23 protein-coding genes are annotated in these 19,996 nt (G+C 46.3%); 7 read left to right on the plus strand and 16 right to left on the minus strand.

The genetic code is table 11. From position 1 onward, the window contains the following. Nucleotides 1-5: 5 nt before the first annotated feature. The 9 genes from eepC to proG all read right to left on the minus strand — a co-directional run bounded on the left by eepC (nt 6) and on the right by proG (nt 9,385). Nucleotides 6-899 carry a gamma-D-glutamyl-L-lysine dipeptidyl-peptidase gene (gene eepC / locus V756_RS0120735; RefSeq protein ID WP_024716352.1) on the minus strand — a complete coding sequence of 298 codons (894 nt, stop codon included), beginning with the start codon at nt 897-899 and terminating at the stop codon, nt 6-8. Continuing rightward, complete coding sequence (gene ykfB / locus V756_RS0120740) at nt 896-1,996, minus strand: L-Ala-D/L-Glu epimerase (protein ID WP_024716353.1); 1,101 nt, start codon at nt 1,994-1,996, stop codon at nt 896-898. Before ykfB ends, eepC begins: the two co-directional genes overlap by 4 nt. Beyond that, on the minus strand, nt 1,993-2,952 hold the full coding sequence (locus V756_RS0120745) for a S66 peptidase family protein (RefSeq protein ID WP_024716354.1): 960 nt from the start codon (nt 2,950-2,952) through the stop codon (nt 1,993-1,995). The genes ykfB and V756_RS0120745 overlap by 4 nt, the downstream gene beginning before the upstream one ends. 87 nt (nt 2,953-3,039) lie before the next feature. Then, nucleotides 3,040-4,689, minus strand: coding sequence for a dipeptide ABC transporter substrate-binding protein DppE (gene dppE, locus V756_RS0120750; RefSeq protein ID WP_081719953.1), 1,650 nt, complete (start codon nt 4,687-4,689; stop codon nt 3,040-3,042). 2 nt (nt 4,690-4,691) lie between these two features. Next, complete coding sequence (locus tag V756_RS0120755) at nt 4,692-5,699, minus strand: ABC transporter ATP-binding protein (RefSeq protein WP_024716356.1); 1,008 nt, start codon at nt 5,697-5,699, stop codon at nt 4,692-4,694. Between the two features lie 4 nt (nt 5,700-5,703). After that, a complete protein-coding gene (gene dppC / locus V756_RS0120760) occupies nt 5,704-6,666 on the minus strand; it encodes a dipeptide ABC transporter permease DppC (RefSeq protein WP_024716357.1) in 963 nt (320 codons plus the stop codon). Nucleotides 6,667-6,671: 5 nt separating this feature from the next. Next, on the minus strand, nt 6,672-7,598 hold the full coding sequence (dppB, locus tag V756_RS0120765) for a dipeptide ABC transporter permease DppB (protein WP_024716358.1): 927 nt from the start codon (nt 7,596-7,598) through the stop codon (nt 6,672-6,674). A 16-nt stretch (nt 7,599-7,614) separates the two neighbouring features. Further along, nucleotides 7,615-8,439, minus strand: coding sequence for a D-aminopeptidase DppA (dppA, locus tag V756_RS0120770; protein WP_024716359.1), 825 nt, complete (start codon nt 8,437-8,439; stop codon nt 7,615-7,617). A gap of 127 nt (nt 8,440-8,566) precedes the next feature. Next, nucleotides 8,567-9,385: a pyrroline-5-carboxylate reductase ProG gene (gene proG, locus V756_RS0120775; protein ID WP_024716360.1), complete on the minus strand. Its 819-nt coding sequence runs from the start codon at nt 9,383-9,385 to the stop codon at nt 8,567-8,569. A 167-nt stretch (nt 9,386-9,552) separates the two neighbouring features. On the opposite strand from proG, the gene htrA reads away from it, so the two are divergent. Next, a complete protein-coding gene (gene htrA / locus V756_RS0120780) occupies nt 9,553-10,905 on the plus strand; it encodes a serine protease HtrA (RefSeq protein WP_024716361.1) in 1,353 nt (450 codons plus the stop codon). Nucleotides 10,906-11,264: 359 nt separating this feature from the next. Here htrA and V756_RS0120785 read toward each other — a convergent pair whose 3' ends face one another. Next, entirely contained in the window at nt 11,265-12,215 is a 951-nt protein-coding gene (locus V756_RS0120785) for a ring-cleaving dioxygenase (RefSeq protein ID WP_024716362.1), read from the minus strand. A 388-nt stretch (nt 12,216-12,603) separates the two neighbouring features. On the opposite strand from V756_RS0120785, the gene steT reads away from it, so the two are divergent. The 6 genes from steT (at nt 12,604) to spoIISC (ending at nt 17,078) form a co-directional block, all read left to right on the plus strand. Beyond that, complete coding sequence (gene steT / locus V756_RS0120790) at nt 12,604-13,920, plus strand: serine/threonine exchanger (protein ID WP_024716363.1); 1,317 nt, start codon at nt 12,604-12,606, stop codon at nt 13,918-13,920. A gap of 276 nt (nt 13,921-14,196) precedes the next feature. After that, a complete protein-coding gene (locus tag V756_RS0120795) occupies nt 14,197-14,814 on the plus strand; it encodes a DUF47 domain-containing protein (protein ID WP_024716364.1) in 618 nt (205 codons plus the stop codon). A 12-nt stretch (nt 14,815-14,826) separates the two neighbouring features. Next, entirely contained in the window at nt 14,827-15,828 is a 1,002-nt protein-coding gene (locus V756_RS0120800; protein ID WP_024716365.1) for an inorganic phosphate transporter, read from the plus strand. 110 nt (nt 15,829-15,938) lie between these two features. Beyond that, nucleotides 15,939-16,685 carry a toxin-antitoxin-antitoxin system toxin SpoIISA gene (spoIISA, locus tag V756_RS0120805; RefSeq protein WP_024716366.1) on the plus strand — a complete coding sequence of 249 codons (747 nt, stop codon included), beginning with the start codon at nt 15,939-15,941 and terminating at the stop codon, nt 16,683-16,685. Then, on the plus strand, nt 16,685-16,855 hold the full coding sequence (gene spoIISB / locus V756_RS0120810) for a three component toxin-antitoxin-antitoxin system antitoxin SpoIISB (protein WP_024716367.1): 171 nt from the start codon (nt 16,685-16,687) through the stop codon (nt 16,853-16,855). The genes spoIISA and spoIISB overlap by 1 nt, the downstream gene beginning before the upstream one ends. Nucleotides 16,856-16,940: 85 nt before the next feature. Next, on the plus strand, nt 16,941-17,078 hold the full coding sequence (gene spoIISC / locus V756_RS1000000124035) for a three component toxin-antitoxin-antitoxin system antitoxin SpoIISC (protein WP_142675214.1): 138 nt from the start codon (nt 16,941-16,943) through the stop codon (nt 17,076-17,078). Between the two features lie 27 nt (nt 17,079-17,105). Here spoIISC and V756_RS0120815 read toward each other — a convergent pair whose 3' ends face one another. Genes V756_RS0120815 through V756_RS0120840 form a run of 6 tightly spaced genes read right to left on the minus strand, consistent with a single transcriptional unit; the run spans nt 17,106 to nt 19,983 of the window. Further along, on the minus strand, nt 17,106-17,999 hold the full coding sequence (locus V756_RS0120815) for an N-acetylmuramoyl-L-alanine amidase (RefSeq protein ID WP_024716368.1): 894 nt from the start codon (nt 17,997-17,999) through the stop codon (nt 17,106-17,108). Nucleotides 18,000-18,011: 12 nt separating this feature from the next. Continuing rightward, nucleotides 18,012-18,275, minus strand: coding sequence for a phage holin (locus V756_RS0120820; RefSeq protein WP_024716369.1), 264 nt, complete (start codon nt 18,273-18,275; stop codon nt 18,012-18,014). A gap of 12 nt (nt 18,276-18,287) precedes the next feature. Beyond that, on the minus strand, nt 18,288-18,557 hold the full coding sequence (locus tag V756_RS0120825) for a hemolysin XhlA family protein (RefSeq protein WP_024716370.1): 270 nt from the start codon (nt 18,555-18,557) through the stop codon (nt 18,288-18,290). 51 nt (nt 18,558-18,608) lie between these two features. Beyond that, entirely contained in the window at nt 18,609-19,448 is an 840-nt protein-coding gene (gene xepA, locus V756_RS0120830) for a phage-like element PBSX protein XepA (protein WP_024716371.1), read from the minus strand. 44 nt (nt 19,449-19,492) lie between these two features. Next, on the minus strand, nt 19,493-19,657 hold the full coding sequence (locus V756_RS0120835; protein ID WP_024716372.1) for an XkdX family protein: 165 nt from the start codon (nt 19,655-19,657) through the stop codon (nt 19,493-19,495). Then, entirely contained in the window at nt 19,654-19,983 is a 330-nt protein-coding gene (locus V756_RS0120840) for an XkdW family protein (RefSeq protein WP_024716373.1), read from the minus strand. Before V756_RS0120840 ends, V756_RS0120835 begins: the two co-directional genes overlap by 4 nt. Nucleotides 19,984-19,996: the final 13 nt, after the last annotated feature.

Raw genomic sequence — 19,996 nt, forward strand, 5'->3', positions numbered from 1 at the left:
CCTCCTTATTCTGAAAAACAGCGGCGAACCGCGCATAGTTCTTTTTCATAAATTGTCTCTTTTAATGTAAGGATTTCGATTGATTTTCCCGTCTTTGGAGAATGAAGCATTTTTCCGTCGCCGACGTACAGACCGACGTGATGGACCGCTCCTTTTCCTTCCTCATAAGCAAAAAACAGCAGATCGCCGGCTTTCATATTATCAAGCGGGACCTTCTCCCCCGCCTTTGCCTGATCTCCCGCATCACGGGGAATGCTGTATCCATTGGCCTTAAATATACTGTACATAAACCCGGAGCAATCAAATCCAAACCCGCTGATCCCTCCCCATAGGTAGGGAAGCCCGAGAAAAAATGCTCCGGTTTGAATGATGTCTTCGGAGGTTCCTTTCTGTTCGCGGACAGGCACTGCATCAGTCCGCTTCACAAACCTTTCTCCAAAAACGGTTGAAACCTTAACATATCCGTTTTCTTCTGCCATGAAGGGGAGGGTCGTCAAAAAGCTCAATTCGATCTCCTTTTCTCCCTGACTATTGTACAAAAAGGCAGCAGGTTTGCTGATCATGACATCGTTGTTTTGTATAGGGATGGGACTTGTTTTTTTCAGCTGGTTCTTTTTCATCCAGCCCGGATATCCGCGTGGATCCTTTCGGGATGGCTGACTTGGCACAACTACAGACACCCATTCGTCCTGTTCTCCCGTCACCAGCACCTTTTCGCCAAAGAGAACCTGAGTTTGAATGACATTGTCTGTACATAATCCAAGCCGTTCATGATACGTCATGCGCTCCAGCCAATCTCTGATCGATACGGTCGGACGGAGCATCGCTTGATCTAATGGGCGCGGTGAATCAGGCGCCGTCCAGATGTTGGCCACTGCTGATATGACAGTGTGCATCATTGCTCTATTTCCCCTTTCAAAAGTGCGGCACCGATGATTCCGAGGCCTGGTCTGTCAGGCATCGCAATCGTGCTGCCGCTGTATGTGATGCCGCCTTTGATGACATCTGTTTTCAGCATCAGCGGCGCGTCAAAATCAAAGCGTGTAATGTTTCTTTTGCTTGCCGCGAAATGCGCCGCGGCCGTAATGCCCAGCTTCGTTTCGATCATGCTGCCGACCATGCACTCCACCCCGCACGCCTCAGCCATGGCGTTGATTTTCTCTGCTCCGCTGATGCCGCCAGCTTTCATCAATTTAATATTGATCAAGTCAGCGCTCCTGGTTTGAAGAACGTCGAACGCCTGCCGCGGCGTAAAAACACTTTCATCGGCCATAATCGGCGTGTCTGTCGCATCCGTCACCTTTTTAAGCCCGGCGAGATCATCTTTATGGACAGGCTGCTCGACAAGCTCAATGCCAAAACCTGCATCCTCCATTTTCCGAATGGCTGTTATCGCTTCCTTCGGCGTCCAGCCCTGATTGGCGTCCAAACGCAATTTCACGGCTCGGCCGACTCGTTTTCTGATTTCCTGAATACGGGCGATATCTGTTGCGATATCATCTTTTCCAACCTTTATTTTCAGCGTTTGAAACCCTTGATTGAGATAAGCCTCCGCATCCGCCGCCATCTCTTCAGGCGAGTTGACACTGACGGTATAATCCGTTTCAAGCGTATCGCGGTATCCGCCCAGCATTTGATAAAGCGGCAGGCCGCACATTTGCGCAAACCCGTCGTATACCGCCATTTCCACAGCTGCCTTCGCGCTCTGGTTTCCAGTAAGGAGATGCTGGATGTCGTGCAGAAGGGCTTCACAGCCTGACAGGCTTTTTCCAAGCAGTGCCGGCTTCAGAACATTGTGGATGGCGCTTTCAATGCTGTCCATGCTGTCTCCTGTGATGACTACTGTCGGAGGTGCTTCTCCCCACCCGATTGCGCCGCTGTCATAAGTGACCCTTACAATGACCGATTCAGCCGAATACACAGTGCGAAGCGCGGTTTTAAACGGCTTTGTCAGAGGAACTGCGATTCGGTTCGTTTCGATTCGAGTCATTTTCATGTCTTCAGGGCCCCTTCTGAAACGCCCGCCTCGATGACGACTGATTTTTCTGCCGTGTTCATAACAGCCCGCGCACCGACCGGAATGGCGATACTTGGTGAACAGTGGCCGATTTTAAATCCTCTCAGAGCAGGCCTGCCCGCCGATACAATATAGTCTTTGAGCACCTGCTCAAGCGAGAGGGATTTCTCCCTCTTCACAGGGATGCAGTTATGAAAATCACAAACAAGAATTCCGGCGGCGTCTGTCAGTTTTCCCGCCATTTTCAGCTGATTCAGCATCCGATCGATTTGATACGGCTCCTCGTCAATATCTTCAATAAACAGAAGCTTTCCTCTCGTATCAATTTCAAACGGCGTGCCCAGCGTAGATGTCAGTAACGAGAGATTTCCCCCGACAAGCGCCCCTTCCGCTTTTCCGGGAACAAGCACGGTCAGCTCAGAGAGCTCTTCTGTATAAGTGAATGCTGTTTCTTGGAAGAGCTGCTCATACGATGCTTTTGTCATAGGGTGTACGTCATCAAGGCCAATATCTGTACTGAGCATCGGGCCATGGAAGGTGACAAGGCCAGTGTTTTGATGGATGGCAGTATGTAAAAATGTAATATCGCTGTATCCCCAGAAGATTTTCGGATGTTCGCGGATCAAACTGAAATCAATGCTGGAGGCGATACGTCCTGTCCCAAAACCCCCGCACGCGCACAGCACCGCTTTTACCTCCTCGTCTCCGAACATCTCATGGAGATCAGCCAGCCGCTCATCATCCTGTCCGGCTAAATAGCCGTGCTGGTTTTTCAGCGCCTTGCCCAGTTTTACCTGAAGACCGAGTTCTTCTAAAAATAAAAGCGCGGTTTCCAGCTTTTTTGGATCAGGGGGGCTTGCGGGCGCGATCACGCCAACTGTGTCACCCTTTTTCAATGCTTTCGGCTTGTGATTCAACTGAATCACTCCTTTCATTTGCTCTGCACCTTACGTATACGTGCAAGAAAGAGAAAAAATACCGCTCCTTCGCATAAAGAAGCAGTATTCTCTCAGTCGCCGGCATCAGTTTTTATCTGCCCATTTTAAATCGATATAGCCGACGGGATGCCTGACAATTTCTTTTACATGTTCGTTTTGCAGGTTGACCTGATTATAGAAATAAACCGGGATGATCGGCGCTTCATTGACCAGCAGCTTTTCTGCTTGATGCATAAGAGAGAAACGCGTTTTTTCATCAGCTTCATGTTTCGCCTGTTTGATCAGCTGATCGTATTCTTTATTGGCCCAGCCTGTGCGGTTCATCGAATTTCCCGTTTGAAAGGCTTCCAGAAAACTGATAGGGTCCGCATAATCGGGCAAAAATGAGCTTTGAGAGAATTGGAATTTCAGTGCTTTTTGGTCCTCTAAAAACACGTTCCATTCCATATTGGCCAGCTTCACGTCGACTCCAAGGGTATTTTTCAATTTTTGCTGGATCGCCTCGGCAATCTTTTTATGCTCCGGCTTTGTGCTGTAAGTAAGCGTGATCACAGGAAGCTTATGATAGTTTTCTTCCTTCATGCCCTTTTCAAGCAGCTGCTTCGCTTTGCTTTCGCTAGGCGTGATCAGGTCTCCGCCCGCTTCACGGAAATCTTTGCCGTCAGGCTGCGTAAACCCAGGCGATACAAAGGCGCGCGCCGGTTTTTCGTTATTTTTCGTGACGTACTTTACAATTTCCTCTTGATCCACAGCCATCGCAAAGGCTTTTCTGATATTTTCATTTTGAAACGGCTCCATATTGACATTAAATCTATAAAAATAGAGACCCGCCTGGTCAACAATATTGACGTTATCCTGATCCATCAGCTGATCGCTTAACTCTGCAGGGACGTAAGCGGTATCCAGCTCCCCAGACTGAAACATCTGGTAATCTGTATTTCGATCACTGACCATCGCCCATTTCACCTTATCTAGTCTCACGGTATCTTTATCCCAATACGTGTCGTTTTTCTCCATTGTGATGCTGTCATCATGTTTCCATTCCGTCAGCTTAAACGGACCGTTCCCGACAAATGTATCCGCCTCAGCAAACCACTTTGGATTTTCTTTATCGATTTTTTCGTTTACCGGAAAATACGCCGGATTGGATACAACGCTGAGAAAATATTTTTGTGGCGCTTCAAGCGTTACTTCAAGGGTTCGATCATCCTTTGCCGTCACCTTCACATCGTCTTTTTTCCCTTTGCCGCTGTTATACGCTTCGCCGCCTTCAATAAAATAGCCGAGAAACGCCGATGAAGCGCCCTTTTTCGGATCAAGCATCCTTTTCCACGCGTATTCAAAGTCTCCGGCTGTTACCGGATCTCCGTTTGTCCATTTCGCATTTTCCCGTATCGTAAATGTGTAGGTCTTTTTATCTTTTGATACAGACCACTTCTCAGCCATGGCCGGTTCAGGCTTATGATCTTTGCCAAGACGCGTCAGCCCCTCCATGATGTTATTTAACGGCTGCCACGACACATTATTAAAACCGATTGGCGGATCGAACGAGGTCGGTTCATTTTCGTTATTTATATACAGCACCTTTTCCCCGCTTGTTTTCGCTTTATCCTTACCGCTTTCTTTTCCGGCTTGTTCGTTCGCTGTACATCCCATCAACGCAAACGACAGGCCTAATGCAAGGCCCATTCCCCATAGCTTTTTCACTCGTTTCATCATCTTCCCCCTTTTCATGATCAATCCTTCGCATCTCCGGACAATACCGCATGCTCGGCCCGTTGATCCTGAAGCCAGCAGTTGACAGTGTGCGTGGCAGATCTGATCGCCTGGCCCGGGTATACCCTGTCGCACACGATCATCCTGTTCGGGCAGCGGGCGGCAAACGGACAGCCTGGCGGAGGTGAAAATAAATCCGGCGGCGTTCCGTCGATCGGGATCAGCTCCGCGCCTTCCAAATCAAGCCGCGGGACAGAGTTCAGCAGCCCTTTTGTATAAGGGTGCTGCGGCTGATAAAAAATATCTTTTCTCGTACCAACCTCCGCAATTTTCCCCGCATACATGACGGCGACTCTGTCAGCAACCTGGGCCACTACCCCTAAATCATGTGTAATCAGAATGACAGACACATTCGTTTTTCTCTGAATCTCTTTAAACAGCTCTAAAATTTGTGCCTGAATGGTCACGTCAAGTGCGGTGGTCGGTTCGTCTGCAATTAAGATGTCAGGCTCGCAGATCAGCGCCATCGCAATCACAATCCGCTGTCTCATGCCCCCGCTGAATTGGTGGGGATACTGCTTCAGCCGTTCTTCGGGATCGGGAATACCAACCAATGACAGCATGGAAAGCACCTCTTCCCTCACCGCTTTTTTGCTCATGTTTTTATGGCGGAGGAGCGCTTCCCCAAGCTGGTCTCCGATAGTCAGCGTCGGGTTTAACGCCGTCATCGGGTCTTGAAAAATCATAGAAATGTCGGCTCCCCTTATGCTTCTCATTTCTTTGTCAGAGAGACGGCAAAGGTCTTTGCCTTTAAATAGAATGCTGCCGTCTGTCACCTTGGCCGAATAGGACGGAAGCAAACCCATAATGCTTTGGGAGGTCACGCTTTTACCGCAGCCGGATTCGCCGACGATCGCAAAGGTTTCTCCTTTATACAAATCAAAGCTCACCCCTCTGACCGCCTGAACCCTCCCGCCATAAGTCGTAAAAGACACGTGCAGATTTTTGACTGACAGAACTTTTTCCATACAGCTACCTCCTCAGCTTAGGGTCGAGCGCATCCTGCAATCCGTCTCCAAGCACATTAAACGCGTACATGGTCAGGGATATGAAAAAGGCCGGAAAAAACAGGCGCCACCAATGCCCAGACAAAATCGCAGGCAGACCGTCATTCGCCATCACACCCCAGCTGGCAAACGGAGCCTGTATGCCGAGGCCGAGAAAGCTTAAAAAGGATTCTGCGAATATAGCGGCAGGTACGGTTAATGTCATTTGTACGATGATCGCTCCCATTGTATTCGGCAGCAGATTTTTCCGAATGATGCGAAAGGTTTTGGCGCCAAAGGTTTTCGAGGCGAGTACATATTCATAATTTTTAATCTGGAGCACTTGTCCTCTTACAATTCTCGCCATGCCGACCCATCCAGTCACAGTCAGCGCCACAATAATGGTGCCCAGCCCCGGCCCCATCAGCACCATCAGCAATATGACAACAAGCAGGTACGGCAACCCGTACAGCACTTCGATAATCCGCATCATGATGCTGTCAGTTCTGCCGCCTTTATAGCCGGCAACGCCTCCGTAAATGACACCGATCACAAAATCAATCAGCGCTGCCATCACGCCGACAAATAACGAAATCCTCGCTCCGTACCATGTTCGGGTAAATACATCCCGGCCGAGCTCATCGGTGCCGAACCAATGATCGGCTGAGGGCGGAAGATTTTGTTCGGTCAGCGATTGGCGCGCGACACTATGGGGAGATAAAAGAGGCCCGATCACCGCCATGACAAAAAGAAATAAAAGAATAAAAAGTCCGGCCATCGCCAATTTATTTTTCTTCAGTCTCCTCCAGGCATCCTGTGTGTATGACAAACTCGGCCGCTTGACCGAATCGGCTTCCCGATTCTTATCTTGATTTGAGACAAACCACTCATCCGGCACCTGAATGTGCTGCTCTGGCTGGCGTTCTTCCGTTTGGACAGGGAGATTCACACGCTTCACCCTTTCTTATGCAGTTTAATGCGCGGGTCTAAAAGACCGTAGGCCAAGTCAACCAAAAACAGCATGATGATCAAGATGACGCTGTAAAAAACGGTCGTTCCCATAATCACGGGATAGTCCCGCTGATTAATGCTTTCAACAAAATATTTTCCCATTCCGGGAATGGCAAAGATTTTTTCAATGACAAAGCTTCCTGTTAAGATGCTGGCGACAAGTGTGCCTAAGACGGTAATCACGGGCATAAGTGCATTTCTGAGTGCGTGTTTTACAATAATGCTGAACGGAGAAAGCCCTTTTGCTTTTGCTGTGCGGATATAGTCCTGTGTCAGAACTTCAACCATGCTTGAACGTGTCAGCCTGGCAATGATCGCCATCGGCCCTACGGCAAGCGCTGCGGTCGGAAGCACCATATGAATCGGGCTCGTCCATGTGGCAGCGGGAAATAGTTTGAGATTGACGGCAAATTGCTGAATGAGCAATGTTGCCAGAATAAAATTCGGGATGGAGATGCCAAGCACCGCAAGACTCATCGCGGCGTAGTCCAAAAAACCATTGCGGCGGAGCGCGGCAATCACGCCCAGCACAAGCCCAGAGATTACAGCAATGACAATGGCCGTCATTCCCAGCTCAAAGGAAACGGGAAATCCGCGTTCCAGCATATCATTTACGCTGTCCGATGGTTTTTTAATTGAAGGTCCGAAATCGAATGTAATGATGGATTTTAGGTAGAAAATGTATTGGAAAATGAGAGGATCGTCTAAGTGGTAGTAGGCTTCGAGATTTTTTTGAACGGCTTCATTTGTGCCTCTCTCCTCGTTAAAAGGAGATCCGGGAATGACCTTCATGAGAACAAAAGTCAGGGTGGTAATCACCAAAATCGTAGCTGCCATTGCCCAAAAACGCTTTATCATGTATCGCGCCAAAGCCTAAAACACCCCTTTAGCAGAATGATGTCCGCATCGCAAGCTCCGTCATGACAAGCATTGCCTGATAGGCTTCAAGCATGTCCTTCGCCTGAAATTGAACGGTTGTGGTTTGCGGCTTTATTTCAGTTCCCGGCATCAGGTTCGCCCATTCTGCCTGACCGTAATTGGCGAATTCAATGCTCAAAACCGGTCTGTCAGGCGGCGTAAGCGGTTTGACTTTATCTTTGTTTTGCAGGGCAAATGCGGTTTTTTCTGTCAGCAGCCGTCCGGCTTTCACAGGCGACAAGCACTTCACCGCGGATCTTGAAACGGTTTGTTTGACAGCTGCTGTCGTAACGTTCGGAATAAGCTCTTCCGCTTCCTTCGCGGCCCGGTCATCTCCTGCAACCATAATGACGGGGACATCATAATAACCGGCAACGTACGCATTTAACCCGAGCTCACCGACAGGCCGATCGTTTATGTAAAAATGCCGGACGCCAAAAATCATGCTGTGTGACATCACACCCGGAGTCGAGGCTCTTGCATGATACCCAAGAAACAAAGCGCCTGTAAACGTATCATCCAGCCCCTCTACCATTGAAAATGGTTTGACGTCGCCGGAAATCAAGTTTGCTTCAGGGTGAAGCTTTTCAACCATCAGATTATTCATCTTCGAATGGCTGTCATTGACCAGCACCTCGGTACACCCGCTGTTAAACGCTTCAGCAATACAGTAATTCGCTTCTTCAGTCATAATGAGCCGTCCGCGTTCATAATTGCGCTTGCCGGAATCCACAAAGGTATCATCCGGAAGACCCGAAATACCTTCCATATCTACTGACATGTACAGTTTCATAACGCTCCTCCTTTTTTACTAAATTACGAATATTCCAACAAATTATATTAAAAAAAGAGGAAAAATGCAACATAACTGGGGAAAATCACAATGTTCAAGTGATAAAAAAGAATCCTCTTGCAAGGATTCATGTCTGTTTCTCTGCCTGTTTTGTAAGCTGCTCATATTTTTTCAGCGTTCTTTCAAATACCTGATCAAAAACATCCGGCACAGAGGCACGTATCACCTCAGCGCCCTCTCCGGTAATTCCGCCTTTCGTTGCGACACGTTTCAGCGTTTCTTCAAAAGACATATTCTTTTCGAGCAGGAGTTTACCGGTTCCGTATAGCGAATGAATCAGGAAATCAAAGGCTTCTTCTTTAGAGAGGCTGCTGTTTCTGACAGCAGACCGCGCCAGTTCTTCAAAAACGGCAGCTATAAATCCTGGTGCCGAGCTCGTCAAATTGCTGGCGGCATCTACATCTGATTCTTTGATTTCTCTGACACTGCTGAAAACCGATAACAACTCATTCAGACGTTCTTTTTTATCCGCTGTCAGTGCTTCACTGTGAACGACAAGTGAGATGCCTGCTTCGGCTTCGGATGTAATGGCGGGAATGACACGTGATATACCGGCTTCCGTTTCAGCCTCCAGAAGACGCAGCGGCACACCGGCGGCAATGGATACGATATGGGTATTTCTGTTCACGTACGGGTGCAGACGGCGCATCGTTTCGACGACATGAAGCGGCGGGACACATATCAAAATCAAACGGCACGTTCCCGCCCAGTTTTCGAGCGAATCAGCCGATACATGTGGATAATCTGACATCAGCGCCTGCAGCCGCTCCCCCTTCGTTCTTGTTTCAATAAAAAGCTCATTCTCTTTTATTTGCTCATGCTTCAACAGCTGCCTGGCGATCATATCAGCCATGCTGCCATATCCAATCAATCCAATCTGTTCCATCGACTCAGTCCTTTCATATACAATATGAAGTGTACCGTTTTCCGCGTTTTTTCACAATTTCCCATAATCTTTTCATTTTTATCCCACAGTTTTTGTTTATGATAAACTCAAGTCATAAACCTATCATAATAAGAAACGAGTGAAAATAGAGAAACGGAGTGAACATGATGGATAACTATCGTGACGACAACAGAACGGAAGGAAATGAGAATGAGGTCTTTTTAGCGAAAGAAAACGATCAGAGCACCTCCTACTCAGCCCGCAATGTCATTCATGACCAGGAGAAGAAGAAACGAGGGTTCGGATGGTTCAGACCGCTGCTTGGCGGAGTGATTGGCGGCAGTCTCGCCCTTGGCATTTACACGTTCACACCGCTTGGCGACCATAATGCTCAGGACACTGCAAAACAGTCATCCAGCCAGCAGCAAACGCAATCTGTCACAGCGAAAAGCACATCCTCTGAGTCTGGCAAAAGCTCATCTGCATTCAAGAACGAGGATTCTTCTAAAATCTCAGATATGGTGGAAAACCTTTCACCGGCGATTGTCGGAATTACAAACCTTCAGGCTCAGCCAAACAGCTCTTTGTTCGGCTCTGACTCATCCGGTTCAAGCTCTGATTCCGGCGAAGATGCAGAAAGCGGTTCAGGATCGGGTGTCATTTTCAAAAAAGAGAACGGCAAGGCTTACATCATTACAAATAACCACGTCGTTGAAGGAGCATCTTCACTGAAGGTATCTTTATACGACGGCACTGAGGTGACTGCAAAGCTGGTAGGCAGTGACTCGTTAACAGATTTAGCAGTCCTTCAAATCAGTGATAACCACGTAACAAAAGTGGCAAGCTTCGGCAATTCATCTGATCTCAGAACAGGCGAGACCGTCATTGCGATAGGAGACCCGCTCGGAAAAGACCTGTCCCGCACAGTAACACAAGGAATTGTAAGCGGTGTGGACAGAACGGTTTCAATGTCAACATCAGCCGGCCAAACAAGCATTAATGTGATTCAAACTGACGCAGCGATTAACCCAGGCAACAGCGGTGGCCCATTGTTAAATACAGACGGCAAAATTGTCGGCATTAACAGCATGAAAATCAGTGAAGATAATGTTGAAGGCATCGGATTCGCCATTCCAAGCAACGACGTAAAACCGATTGCTGAAGAATTGCTGTCTAAAGGACAAATTGAACGCCCGTATATCGGTGTCAGCATGCTTGATTTAGAGCAAGTGCCGCAAAACTACCAAGAAGGCACACTCGGCCTGTTCGGCAGCCAGCTGAATAAAGGCGTGTACATCCGTGAAGTTGCCCCAGGCTCCCCTGCTGAAAAGGCTGGATTGAAATCAGAGGATATTATCATCAGCTTAAAAGGCAAAGAAACCGATACAGGCAGTGAACTGCGCAATATCTTATATAAAGATGCAAAGATCGGTGATACCGTTGAAGTGAAAATTCTCAGAAACGGCAAAGAAATGACGAAAAAAATCAAACTCGATCAAAAAGAAGAGAAAACCTCGTAAGACATAAAGCCTCAGGCCGCAAAATGGCCTGAGGCTTTTTATGAAACAAAAGACCTGACTGCTCTATGAAACTTTCTGTAGGAGGAATCTGGTATTCTAATCAGATGCCAAGGATCGTTTGATAAGCGCACGATATCCAGCTCGCGCTTTTTCTTTTCCACGTGTTTTTCACTCCTTCTTGTCTCACTTTGAAATCGTGTAACAAGCAAATATGAATAAACAAAGACAATATTTTTGCCGAAGTCATTTCATGCCAACTGACCATATATCAACGGTTTTAAGCCTTTTCTCCCCATCGGCATCTGACCCAAAATAAAAATAAGCCTTCCGGCGGCGCCGGAAGGCAAATGAATTGCAATTTATTGAATTGGTTTTAGTTTTGCTTCAATTTCAGCTCTTCGATGCTCAAGATACGGCGGAAGAGCAATCGTTTGGCCAAGCTCATCAAGATTTTCATCAACCATAAAGCCCGGTCCGTCTGTTGATAGCTCGAACAAAATGCCGTTCGGCTCTCTGAAATACAGCGCCTTGAAGTAGTAGCGCTCAACGATTCCGGAATTGCTATAGCCTTCCCGGCTGATGATCTGGTGCCACCCGGCAAGTTCTTCTTCATCTTTTACCCGAAACGCGACATGGTGAACACTTCCTTTGCCTTGGCGCTCACGCGGAAGATCGTTTCTTTCTATTAAATGGATTTCTGTTGCCGCGCCGCCCTCTCCAGATTCCAAAATAACGGCGGTTCCTTGTCCTTCGACTGATTCACGGCTTATTTCTGTAAATCCAAGAATATTCGTCAATACGTGTAATGTTGAATCAGCGTACGGCACAGTCAGTTCAACCGGTCCTAGCCCGCGAAACGAAAATTCTTCCGGAATGCCGCTTTGTTTAACAGGCAGGCCATACCCGTTACCTTTCTCATCAGCAGTCAGCACAAGGCGCTGTCCTTCATGATCTTGGAATGCCAATATGTCGCGTCCTGCTCTTTTGGTGATGCCGCTATGCGCCACCTGATGCTCTTCAAAACGTTCTTTCCAATAATGCAGGGCTTCTGTGCTTGGAACACGTAAACCAATAGAAGAAATACTGTTTGTTCCCGCATGAAACGGCGCAATGCGCGGAATCTCAAAAAACGTCAGCTCTGTTCCCGGATTTGCCACTTCATCTCCGTAAAACAAATGATACATTGTCGGTTCATCCTGATTGACGGATTTTTTGACGAGCTTTAACCCTAATACTTTCTTATAGAAATCTAAGTTTTTTTGTGCGTCGGCCGTTAATGCTGACACGTGGTGAATGCCGTTGACTTTCATATGCTGTCCCTCCAGGTCATTTTATCTCGATTTCGAGATATCATATCATAGTTGTATATTTATTGTTCTAATAACAAGGTATTTTATTCACACGAGAAAGTCAACACATCAGCCTCACCGACGGCATGTTATTGCACCGACTTCTCATAAGGCATTCCAAACCGGCCAAAGCCCTTATATACAGATACGAACTTTATAGTGCGAAATACATATTTTCATTCGGTTATAACCTATTTAATCAGGTGTTTTTGCAATTTTATCAGCTATCTAAGAATAAAATATCGAAAATCAGAAAATTTATTTTATTTCACTTTTCTAAAATAGGGTTTACAATATGAAAAAATAGATGATTCAACATGAAGCTTCAACATCATAGGAGGTTAAGGACATGCATACTGAAGACAACGGTTTAAAAAAAGAGATAGGCCTCTTGTTTGCCCTTACTCTTGTTATCGGAACGATTATTGGTTCAGGGGTTTTTATGAAGCCTGGCGCTGTGCTTGCTTATTCAGGTGATTCAAAGACAGCGCTCTTCGCCTGGCTGTTAGGCGGGATTTTAACACTGGCGGGCGGTTTGACAATCGCGGAAATCGGAACGCAGATTCCAAAAACCGGCGGGCTTTATACGTACCTGGAAGAAGTGTACGGCGAGTTTTGGGGATTTTTATGCGGCTGGGTGCAGATTATCATTTACGGTCCGGCCATTATTGGCGCACTGGGTTTATATTTTGGATCGTTAATGGCGAATCTTTTCGGCTGGGGATCTGGACTCTCTAAAGTAATCGGCATTATAGCCGTTCTCTTTTTATGTGTCATTAATATGATCGGTACAAAATACGGCGGCTTTGTCCAAACGCTGACAACGATCGGTAAGCTGATCCCGATTGCATGCATCATTATCTTTGGCCTTTGGAAAGGCGATCAGCACATCTTCACAGCTGTGAACGAAAGCATTTCGGATATGAACTTCGGCGCAGCCATTTTGGCTACATTGTTTGCATACGACGGATGGATTCTTCTGGCCGCTCTAGGCGGAGAAATGAAAAATCCGGAAAAGCTGCTGCCGCGTGCAATGACGGGCGGATTATTAATTGTAACGGCTATCTATATTTTCATTAACTTTGCATTGCTTCACGTCCTGTCTGCGAACGAAATCGTCACACTTGGCGAAAACGCGACAAGCACAGCTGCCACCATGCTGTTCGGTTCAATCGGCGGAAAGCTGATCAGTGTCGGCATTATCGTCAGTATCTTTGGGTGCTTAAATGGAAAAGTCCTTTCTTTCCCGCGTGTGTCATTTGCGATGGCGGAACGCAAACAGCTTCCATTTGCCGACAAACTGTCACACGTACACCCGACGTTCCGCACACCATGGATTGCGATTTCTTTCCAAATTGCCTTGGCTTTGATTATGATGCTGATCAGCAACCCTGATAAGCTCTCGGAAATCTCGATTTTCATGATCTACATTTTTTATGTGATGGCCTTTTTTGCGGTCTTTATCCTCCGCAAGCGAGCAAAGGGAGAAAATCGCGCCTACAGTGTTCCGCTTTACCCATTCATGCCGATTTTGGCCATCGCGGGCTCATTTTTTGTGTTAGGCAGCACACTCATTACAGATACACTGAGCTGCGGATTATCCATCCTCATCGGTCTTGCCGGACTGCCTGTTTATTACTGGATGAAAAAACGAAAAGCAAGCTGATAAAACGGTTCCCTTGTTTAGGGAACCGTTTTTTAGTGAAACAGAAGATAAAAGTTGACAGGAAAAACACAACTTTTGATATACTTTTTACGTTAAGCAGAAAGTTTTTGCAAACTTGGGTCGTTTTTTTGAAGTGAAGTAGGTCAAAATAAGGGGACATGATTTCACGAAAAAGTCAAGCCGTGTTTTTTTCGACTTTACCTGTTTTTTTTCGACAAAAGGCTATATAATAATTTGATGTGTGCATTGTCTCATTCAAACTATGGAGGGTTTTTAATGATAAGAAGAAAAAAAGATAAGTTCTCACTCCTTTTAACAGAAATTGCAAAGAACATAGACGAAACTGCAGAATATTTTGTGAATTTCAAGGTCACTAACCAAACGACACTTAAAGAATTTGCAGATACGTTAAAGGAATATGAAACAAAAGGTGACAATCATGTTCATGTCATGATTAAAGAGCTTAACAAAGCATTCATCACTCCTATTGAACGCGAAGATATCCTTCAGCTGACAAACAGCCTGGATGATGTGCTTGACGGAATTGAACATTTCTCTGCCATGATGGAGATTTTCTCTATTACTTCATCAGACGAGCATATCGATAAATTCAGCGGATACATCAGAGAATGTGCGAAAGAAATTTTAATTGCAATTGAGCTGCTGGCAGAAAACCGCTTAAAGGACATTCAGCCTCACGCCATCAAAATTAAAGAGTATGAGCACAACTGTGACAACCTGCACAGAAAATCATTAAAGAATCTTTTCGGAAATGAAACAGATCCGATTAAAGTTATTCAATATCGTGAAATCTATGAAACGCTTGAAGAGATTGCCGACTCTTGCCAAAGTGTTGCCAATAATCTTGAAACCATCATTATGAAAAACGCGTAACGAGGGGTTAAAATGGATATTCTATTAATATTAACCATACTAATAGTCATTTGTGCTCTGGCGTTTGATTTCATTAACGGGTTTCATGATACGGCGAACGCAATTGCGACTTCGGTATCGACAAAAGCCCTGAAACCGCGCCATGCCATCATAATGGCGGCTGCGATGAACTTTATCGGAGCAATGACATTCACAGGTGTTGCCAAAACCATTACGAAAGACATTGTGGATCCTTATACGCTGGAAAATGGTTCAGTCGTAATTTTAGCTGCGTTAATCGCTGCGATTGTCTGGAACCTGATTACATGGTACTATGGCATCCCAAGCAGTTCATCCCATGCCATCATCGGGGCAATTGCCGGTGCGGCAGTAGCGGCAGCCGGGTTTGCTTCGTTAAATTATAAAGGCTTCATTAAAATTATTGAAGCACTGATCCTTTCACCGATTCTTGCTTTTGTCGTTGGGTATATTTTATACACCATCGTCAAGCTGATATTCAAAGACAGCAATTTGGCGAAGACGAACAAGCAATTCCGCAGAGTGCAGATTCTTACAGCTGCCCTGCAATCGTATACACACGGCACAAACGACGCGCAAAAAGCAATGGGTATTATTACAATGGCTCTCATCACAGCAAATTTACATACTTCTGCTAATGAAATCCCAACTTGGGTGCAATTTGCCTGCGCGACTGCCATGGGTCTCGGAACATCAATCGGCGGCTGGAAAATCATCAAAACCGTTGGCGGAAAGATCATGAAAATCCGTCCGGTAAACGGTGTTTCCGCTGACTTAACCGGTGCTGCCATTATTTTCGGCGCCACATTTATTCATTTGCCGGTCAGTACCACCCACGTCATTTCTTCATCAATCCTAGGCGTCGGTGCGTCACACAGGGTAAAAGGCGTAAACTGGGGCACAGCCAAGCGGATGCTTATTACATGGGTCATCACGCTTCCGATTTCTGCGACACTTGGCGCCATCGCCTACTTTATTTTAAATATGATATTTTAACGTCACACCGCTTCTGTTAAAGGAGCGGTTTTTTTGATGAAACAGGAAAACCAGCCGGATCTCTCGAATACAATAAGCAGAACCATAATTCAGATGTGAGGGATTGATGTATGCTTTTATTCTTTCAGATCATGGTCTGGTGCATCATGGCCGGATTAGGCTTATACGTCTACGCCACGTGGCGTTTCGAAGCGAAGGTCAAGGAAAAAATGTCCGCCATCCGTAAAACATGGTATTTGCTGTTTGTTCTGGGCGCTATGATATACTGGACATATGAGCCCTCGTCCCTGTTTGCCGACTGGGAACGGTACCTCATTGTCGCCGTCAGTTTCGCTTTAATCGATGCTTTCATCTTCTTAAGTGCATACGTCAAAAAACTGGCCGGCAGCGAATTGGAAACAGACACAAGAGAAATTCTCGAAGAAAACAACGAAATGCTCCACATGTACCTCAATCGGCTGAAAACATACCAATACCTATTGAAAAACGAACCGATCCATGTTTATTATGGAAGTATAGATGCATATGCTGAAGGTATTGATAAGCTGCTGAAAACCTATGCCGATAAAATGAACTTAACAGCCTCCCTTTGTCCCTATTCGACGCAGGCTGATAAAGACCGGTTAACCGAGCACATGGACGATCCGACAGACGTGCAAACACGGCTTGACCGAAAGGATGTTTATTACGACCAATACGGTAAAATGGTTCTCATCCCTTTTACCATCGATACACAGAGCTATGTCATCAAGCTGACGTCTGACAGCATTGTCACGGAATTTGATTATTTGCTTTTCACATCATTAACGAGTATATATGATTTGGTGCTGCCAATTGAGGAGGAAGGTGAAGGATAATGGATCGCGCGTTTCAAAACGGATGCGGGCCCCGCGCGGCCAAGCCGTTTAAAATCCTGAAAAAACGTTCAACTACCAGTGTCGCCAGCTATCAAGTCAGTCCGCATACAGCAAGAATCTTCAAAGAAAACGAACGGCTGATTGACGAGTATAAACGAAAAAAAGCATGATCACACTAAAAGGACAAGGGAAAACCGCTCTTGTCCTTATTCCTTTTCCGATGAGGGTTACATATACTAAAACAAACAGAGGACATTGTCAGGTGATAAAGTGAAAAAATTGGTGAGGCGTGTGAAGTTTGTTGATTACGGAAGGTTTGGACTTTCCGGATATTCGCTTCGGGTGAGGGAGCGGAGTGCAGGGATTTTAAAAAAATTGAAGAAGAAAAAATAAATCCCGGAGAAACTCCGGGATTTTTGGTCAGCTTAATTGCGATGCGATCTTCGCTTTTGTCGCGGGCCCGAAAATGCCATCGGCCGTTAAACCGTTAACAGACTGAAAACGCGCAACGGCATCCGCTGTTTTCGGTCCGTAAATGCCGTCAATTCCATTGTTGACAGCGCCTTTATCAGGATAAAAATACAGCGCGGCAAGTGCCCGTTGCACCTGAAAAACATGTTCTCCTGAGGTATATGGTGTTGTCAATTGAATGATACCATCAGGGAGCGGATAGAGCTCGGGTTCTTCAGCGGACGATGGAGCACTTACAATTAACACTTGACCGACCTGAATGAGATTGGGGTCTTCGATATTGTTCCACTCTTGCAGCTGAGCAACAGTAACCCCGAACATTCTCGCTATGGATGTAAGTGTGTCACCTTTTTTCACGACGTAGGTTTGGCTGCCGCCTCCGCCAATCCCCGCTTTGAACGAATCCCACGTACCCAACAGCTTGCTCGGGCATTCCTTCCCAGACCAATATTTATGAGGGACAACATTGGCGAGACTGATATTGTGCTCACTCATTAATGTTTTGATCAGCCATTGGGCATTTGCTGTTGCTTTTGCAAAGTCTCCATCGACATTTTCGCAAATTTCAATTCCGATAGAGGCCCGGTTGCCGCTGCCATTTCCGTCTCCCGCATGCCAGCCGTTTTCATCTAAAGGCAAGTGCTGATAAATTTCTGTATCATCAACAGTAAAATGCCAGCTTGTCGTCGTACCAGGATTTTTCAAATAGCGGGCGTGCGCAGCAGCATCCGCTCCTGCTGCGGTATTCGCTGTATTGTGCACGGTAATGTAAAGCGGCGTCATTGCATAGCCAGGACGGTTATTTGCACCGACTGGAATAAAGTCTTGAATAATGTTAACCATTTTCATCTCTCCTTATTTCGTCAGATTATTTTCCTTTAACAAGTGGCGCTGTTTTTTTCCTTTTTCTGTTACATAGTTGTTTTTAAACCAAGCGGCAAGTGTCGTTCCAATTGTAAAGGCGATAGAACCTGCTGAATAAAGGGCGTCAGCAAGCTGATTGACCTGCTCCTCTTGAATATCCAATGGTGATTTGCCAAGCATCAGCATGGTCTGGTTGATTAACGCAACCAAAAGAAGCACCGTCCTGATGACCGTGCCCTTGTCAAACGTTTTCATGAAAATCCCCCTTTAATGCTGCAGCAGGTTGTACATAATGGCGATCGTTCCACCGATGATCCCTGTACAAACTGCTGTAATAATAGCACCTGTGATGGTGCGTTTAATCCATGTTGTATTTTCTTCAATTTTGTTTAATTTTTCATTCAGCGTCATGATTTGCTGGTCTTGCCGGTCAGACACGCGTTCTAATGCGGAAACCCTCTGCTCAAGCGCTTTGTGCTCGCCTTTCATGTCTGCTAAATCCTGCTGAAATACATTCACATCTGTCTCTTGCTGCATATTCACTCCTCCTTTACATGCGGATCACCTCCCTTCCGAGGTCCGAAATGGTTACGAATTTACGGTTCCTTTTATCGATAGAGTCCCGCCGGTGATACCGGCGATCTCCATGATGATCTCCTTAAACCCTTTAATTTCAAAGGCCCACGCCTCAGCTTTCCCTAACGTACCTGAGGCAGCGGAAGCATCATCAGATCTCACGCCTCTGATCGGACGTTTCTGTCCTGACACCGATTTGCCCCAAAATTTGACCTCACTCGTTTCCGCTGTGCCGTATACTTCAACGAGTAAATGAGCGGCGCTACCCACGGATAAAGCGGCGCCTTCGCCGGCGGACTCAGCATTTTCGTGAAAGACATGGTCAAATGTGTTGCCGGCTTTTACTTTCAGCCGTCCATCATCTGTCTGAATCTCTGAAAAATCAATCTGCAAAGGGGCTTTTTTACTTACTCGCACGTCCATTTCTCCTGCGCCGACTGATTGATACAAGACAAACTCTGATTGCTGAAGATTCCCGTTCACATAGCGGAAGCGGTAATAGCGTTTAGAAAGATACACCCAGTCCGTCTCCGTCAGGATACCTGCTGCGACATTCACTGCTGCTGTCGTCGTCCAAGCATTATTATTGTCGCTTTCTTCTATGAAGAGCGTGCCTTCACGATCTGCATACGCCCAGCTCTTTACCTTCGAAATCAGAACTGCGCCCAGCCGGTCTTGCCCGAGCTGGCTGTATGCCTCAGTCGCCTTTAAAGCAGCGTTTGTTAAAATCTCCGCAACACCAGATAAGTTCGAAACAGGTGTCACAAAGTCATTTTTTCCTCCTCTATAGGGCTTTACAGCTCCAGCTTTTCCAGTCTTATCGAGAGGAAATTCATATTGATACTTCACTATCTTCATCCTCCTTTTGATCTCAAAACAGGCAAAATAAAAAAGCCTTACATGGCTTTACCGGTAATTTCTTTATACTGGTCGGATGTAATCAATCGTTTGTTCACACCTTCTGCCAGATCCTCAATCGAACAGTCTTTATATGCTAGAGCTTGTTTCACCATATCTGTTGTCGCCCACTCGTAATAGAGGGCAAGCACCCAATAATTCATTCAGCATGATCTCCTTTCAAGGAAAGTAGTGAAAGCTTTATATCTGCCAGTTCGCTTCCTAAAGTTTTGTTCAATTCTTCAAGCTGCTTGCGTGCCAGCTTTTCCTGTGACAATTGCTGAGCGAGCAGCTCCACCTGATCAGGCGGCTCATACGGCGGGTTTTTTTGTGATTCCTCCCACCAGGATTCGAGTTCTTTTTGGGTCGGGATGGGGGCACGCAGGTTCCATTCAGCTATATAAGACCCTTCCCCGTCATTTTGAACGATAAAATCTCTTGTTGGGTCTGCACTGGGGTATTTAAACATGATTGCTTCTGCGATCATCATTTTGCCTCCTATC

This window comes from Bacillus tequilensis KCTC 13622 (assembly GCF_000507145.1).
GTDB classification, from domain to species: Bacteria; Bacillota; Bacilli; order Bacillales; family Bacillaceae; genus Bacillus; species Bacillus tequilensis.

What these genes read in the sequence shown, in the direction of transcription:
- V756_RS0120745 (WP_024716354.1), bottom strand. Translation starts at nt 2,952, where the DNA reads ATGAAAGGAGTGATTCAGTTGAATCACAAGCCGAAAGCATTGAAAAAG.
- steT (WP_024716363.1), top strand. Translation starts at nt 12,604, where the DNA reads ATGCATACTGAAGACAACGGTTTAAAAAAAGAGATAGGCCTCTTGTTT.
- V756_RS0120755 (WP_024716356.1), bottom strand. Translation starts at nt 5,699, where the DNA reads ATGGAAAAAGTTCTGTCAGTCAAAAATCTGCACGTGTCTTTTACGACT.
- htrA (WP_024716361.1), top strand. Translation starts at nt 9,553, where the DNA reads ATGGATAACTATCGTGACGACAACAGAACGGAAGGAAATGAGAATGAG.
- dppA (WP_024716359.1), bottom strand. Translation starts at nt 8,439, where the DNA reads ATGAAACTGTACATGTCAGTAGATATGGAAGGTATTTCGGGTCTTCCG.
- V756_RS0120820 (WP_024716369.1), bottom strand. Translation starts at nt 18,275, where the DNA reads ATGAAAACGTTTGACAAGGGCACGGTCATCAGGACGGTGCTTCTTTTG.
- V756_RS0120785 (WP_024716362.1), bottom strand. Translation starts at nt 12,215, where the DNA reads ATGAAAGTCAACGGCATTCACCACGTGTCAGCATTAACGGCCGACGCA.
- spoIISA (WP_024716366.1), top strand. Translation starts at nt 15,939, where the DNA reads ATGCTTTTATTCTTTCAGATCATGGTCTGGTGCATCATGGCCGGATTA.
- V756_RS0120815 (WP_024716368.1), bottom strand. Translation starts at nt 17,999, where the DNA reads ATGGTTAACATTATTCAAGACTTTATTCCAGTCGGTGCAAATAACCGT.
- proG (WP_024716360.1), bottom strand. Translation starts at nt 9,385, where the DNA reads ATGGAACAGATTGGATTGATTGGATATGGCAGCATGGCTGATATGATC.
- spoIISB (WP_024716367.1), top strand. Translation starts at nt 16,685, where the DNA reads ATGGATCGCGCGTTTCAAAACGGATGCGGGCCCCGCGCGGCCAAGCCG.
- V756_RS0120835 (WP_024716372.1), bottom strand. Translation starts at nt 19,657, where the DNA reads ATGAATTATTGGGTGCTTGCCCTCTATTACGAGTGGGCGACAACAGAT.
- V756_RS0120825 (WP_024716370.1), bottom strand. Translation starts at nt 18,557, where the DNA reads ATGCAGCAAGAGACAGATGTGAATGTATTTCAGCAGGATTTAGCAGAC.
- V756_RS0120800 (WP_024716365.1), top strand. Translation starts at nt 14,827, where the DNA reads ATGGATATTCTATTAATATTAACCATACTAATAGTCATTTGTGCTCTG.
- dppE (WP_081719953.1), bottom strand. Translation starts at nt 4,689, where the DNA reads ATGAAAAGGGGGAAGATGATGAAACGAGTGAAAAAGCTATGGGGAATG.
- V756_RS0120795 (WP_024716364.1), top strand. Translation starts at nt 14,197, where the DNA reads ATGATAAGAAGAAAAAAAGATAAGTTCTCACTCCTTTTAACAGAAATT.
- eepC (WP_024716352.1), bottom strand. Translation starts at nt 899, where the DNA reads ATGATGCACACTGTCATATCAGCAGTGGCCAACATCTGGACGGCGCCT.
- ykfB (WP_024716353.1), bottom strand. Translation starts at nt 1,996, where the DNA reads ATGAAAATGACTCGAATCGAAACGAACCGAATCGCAGTTCCTCTGACA.
- V756_RS0120840 (WP_024716373.1), bottom strand. Translation starts at nt 19,983, where the DNA reads ATGATGATCGCAGAAGCAATCATGTTTAAATACCCCAGTGCAGACCCA.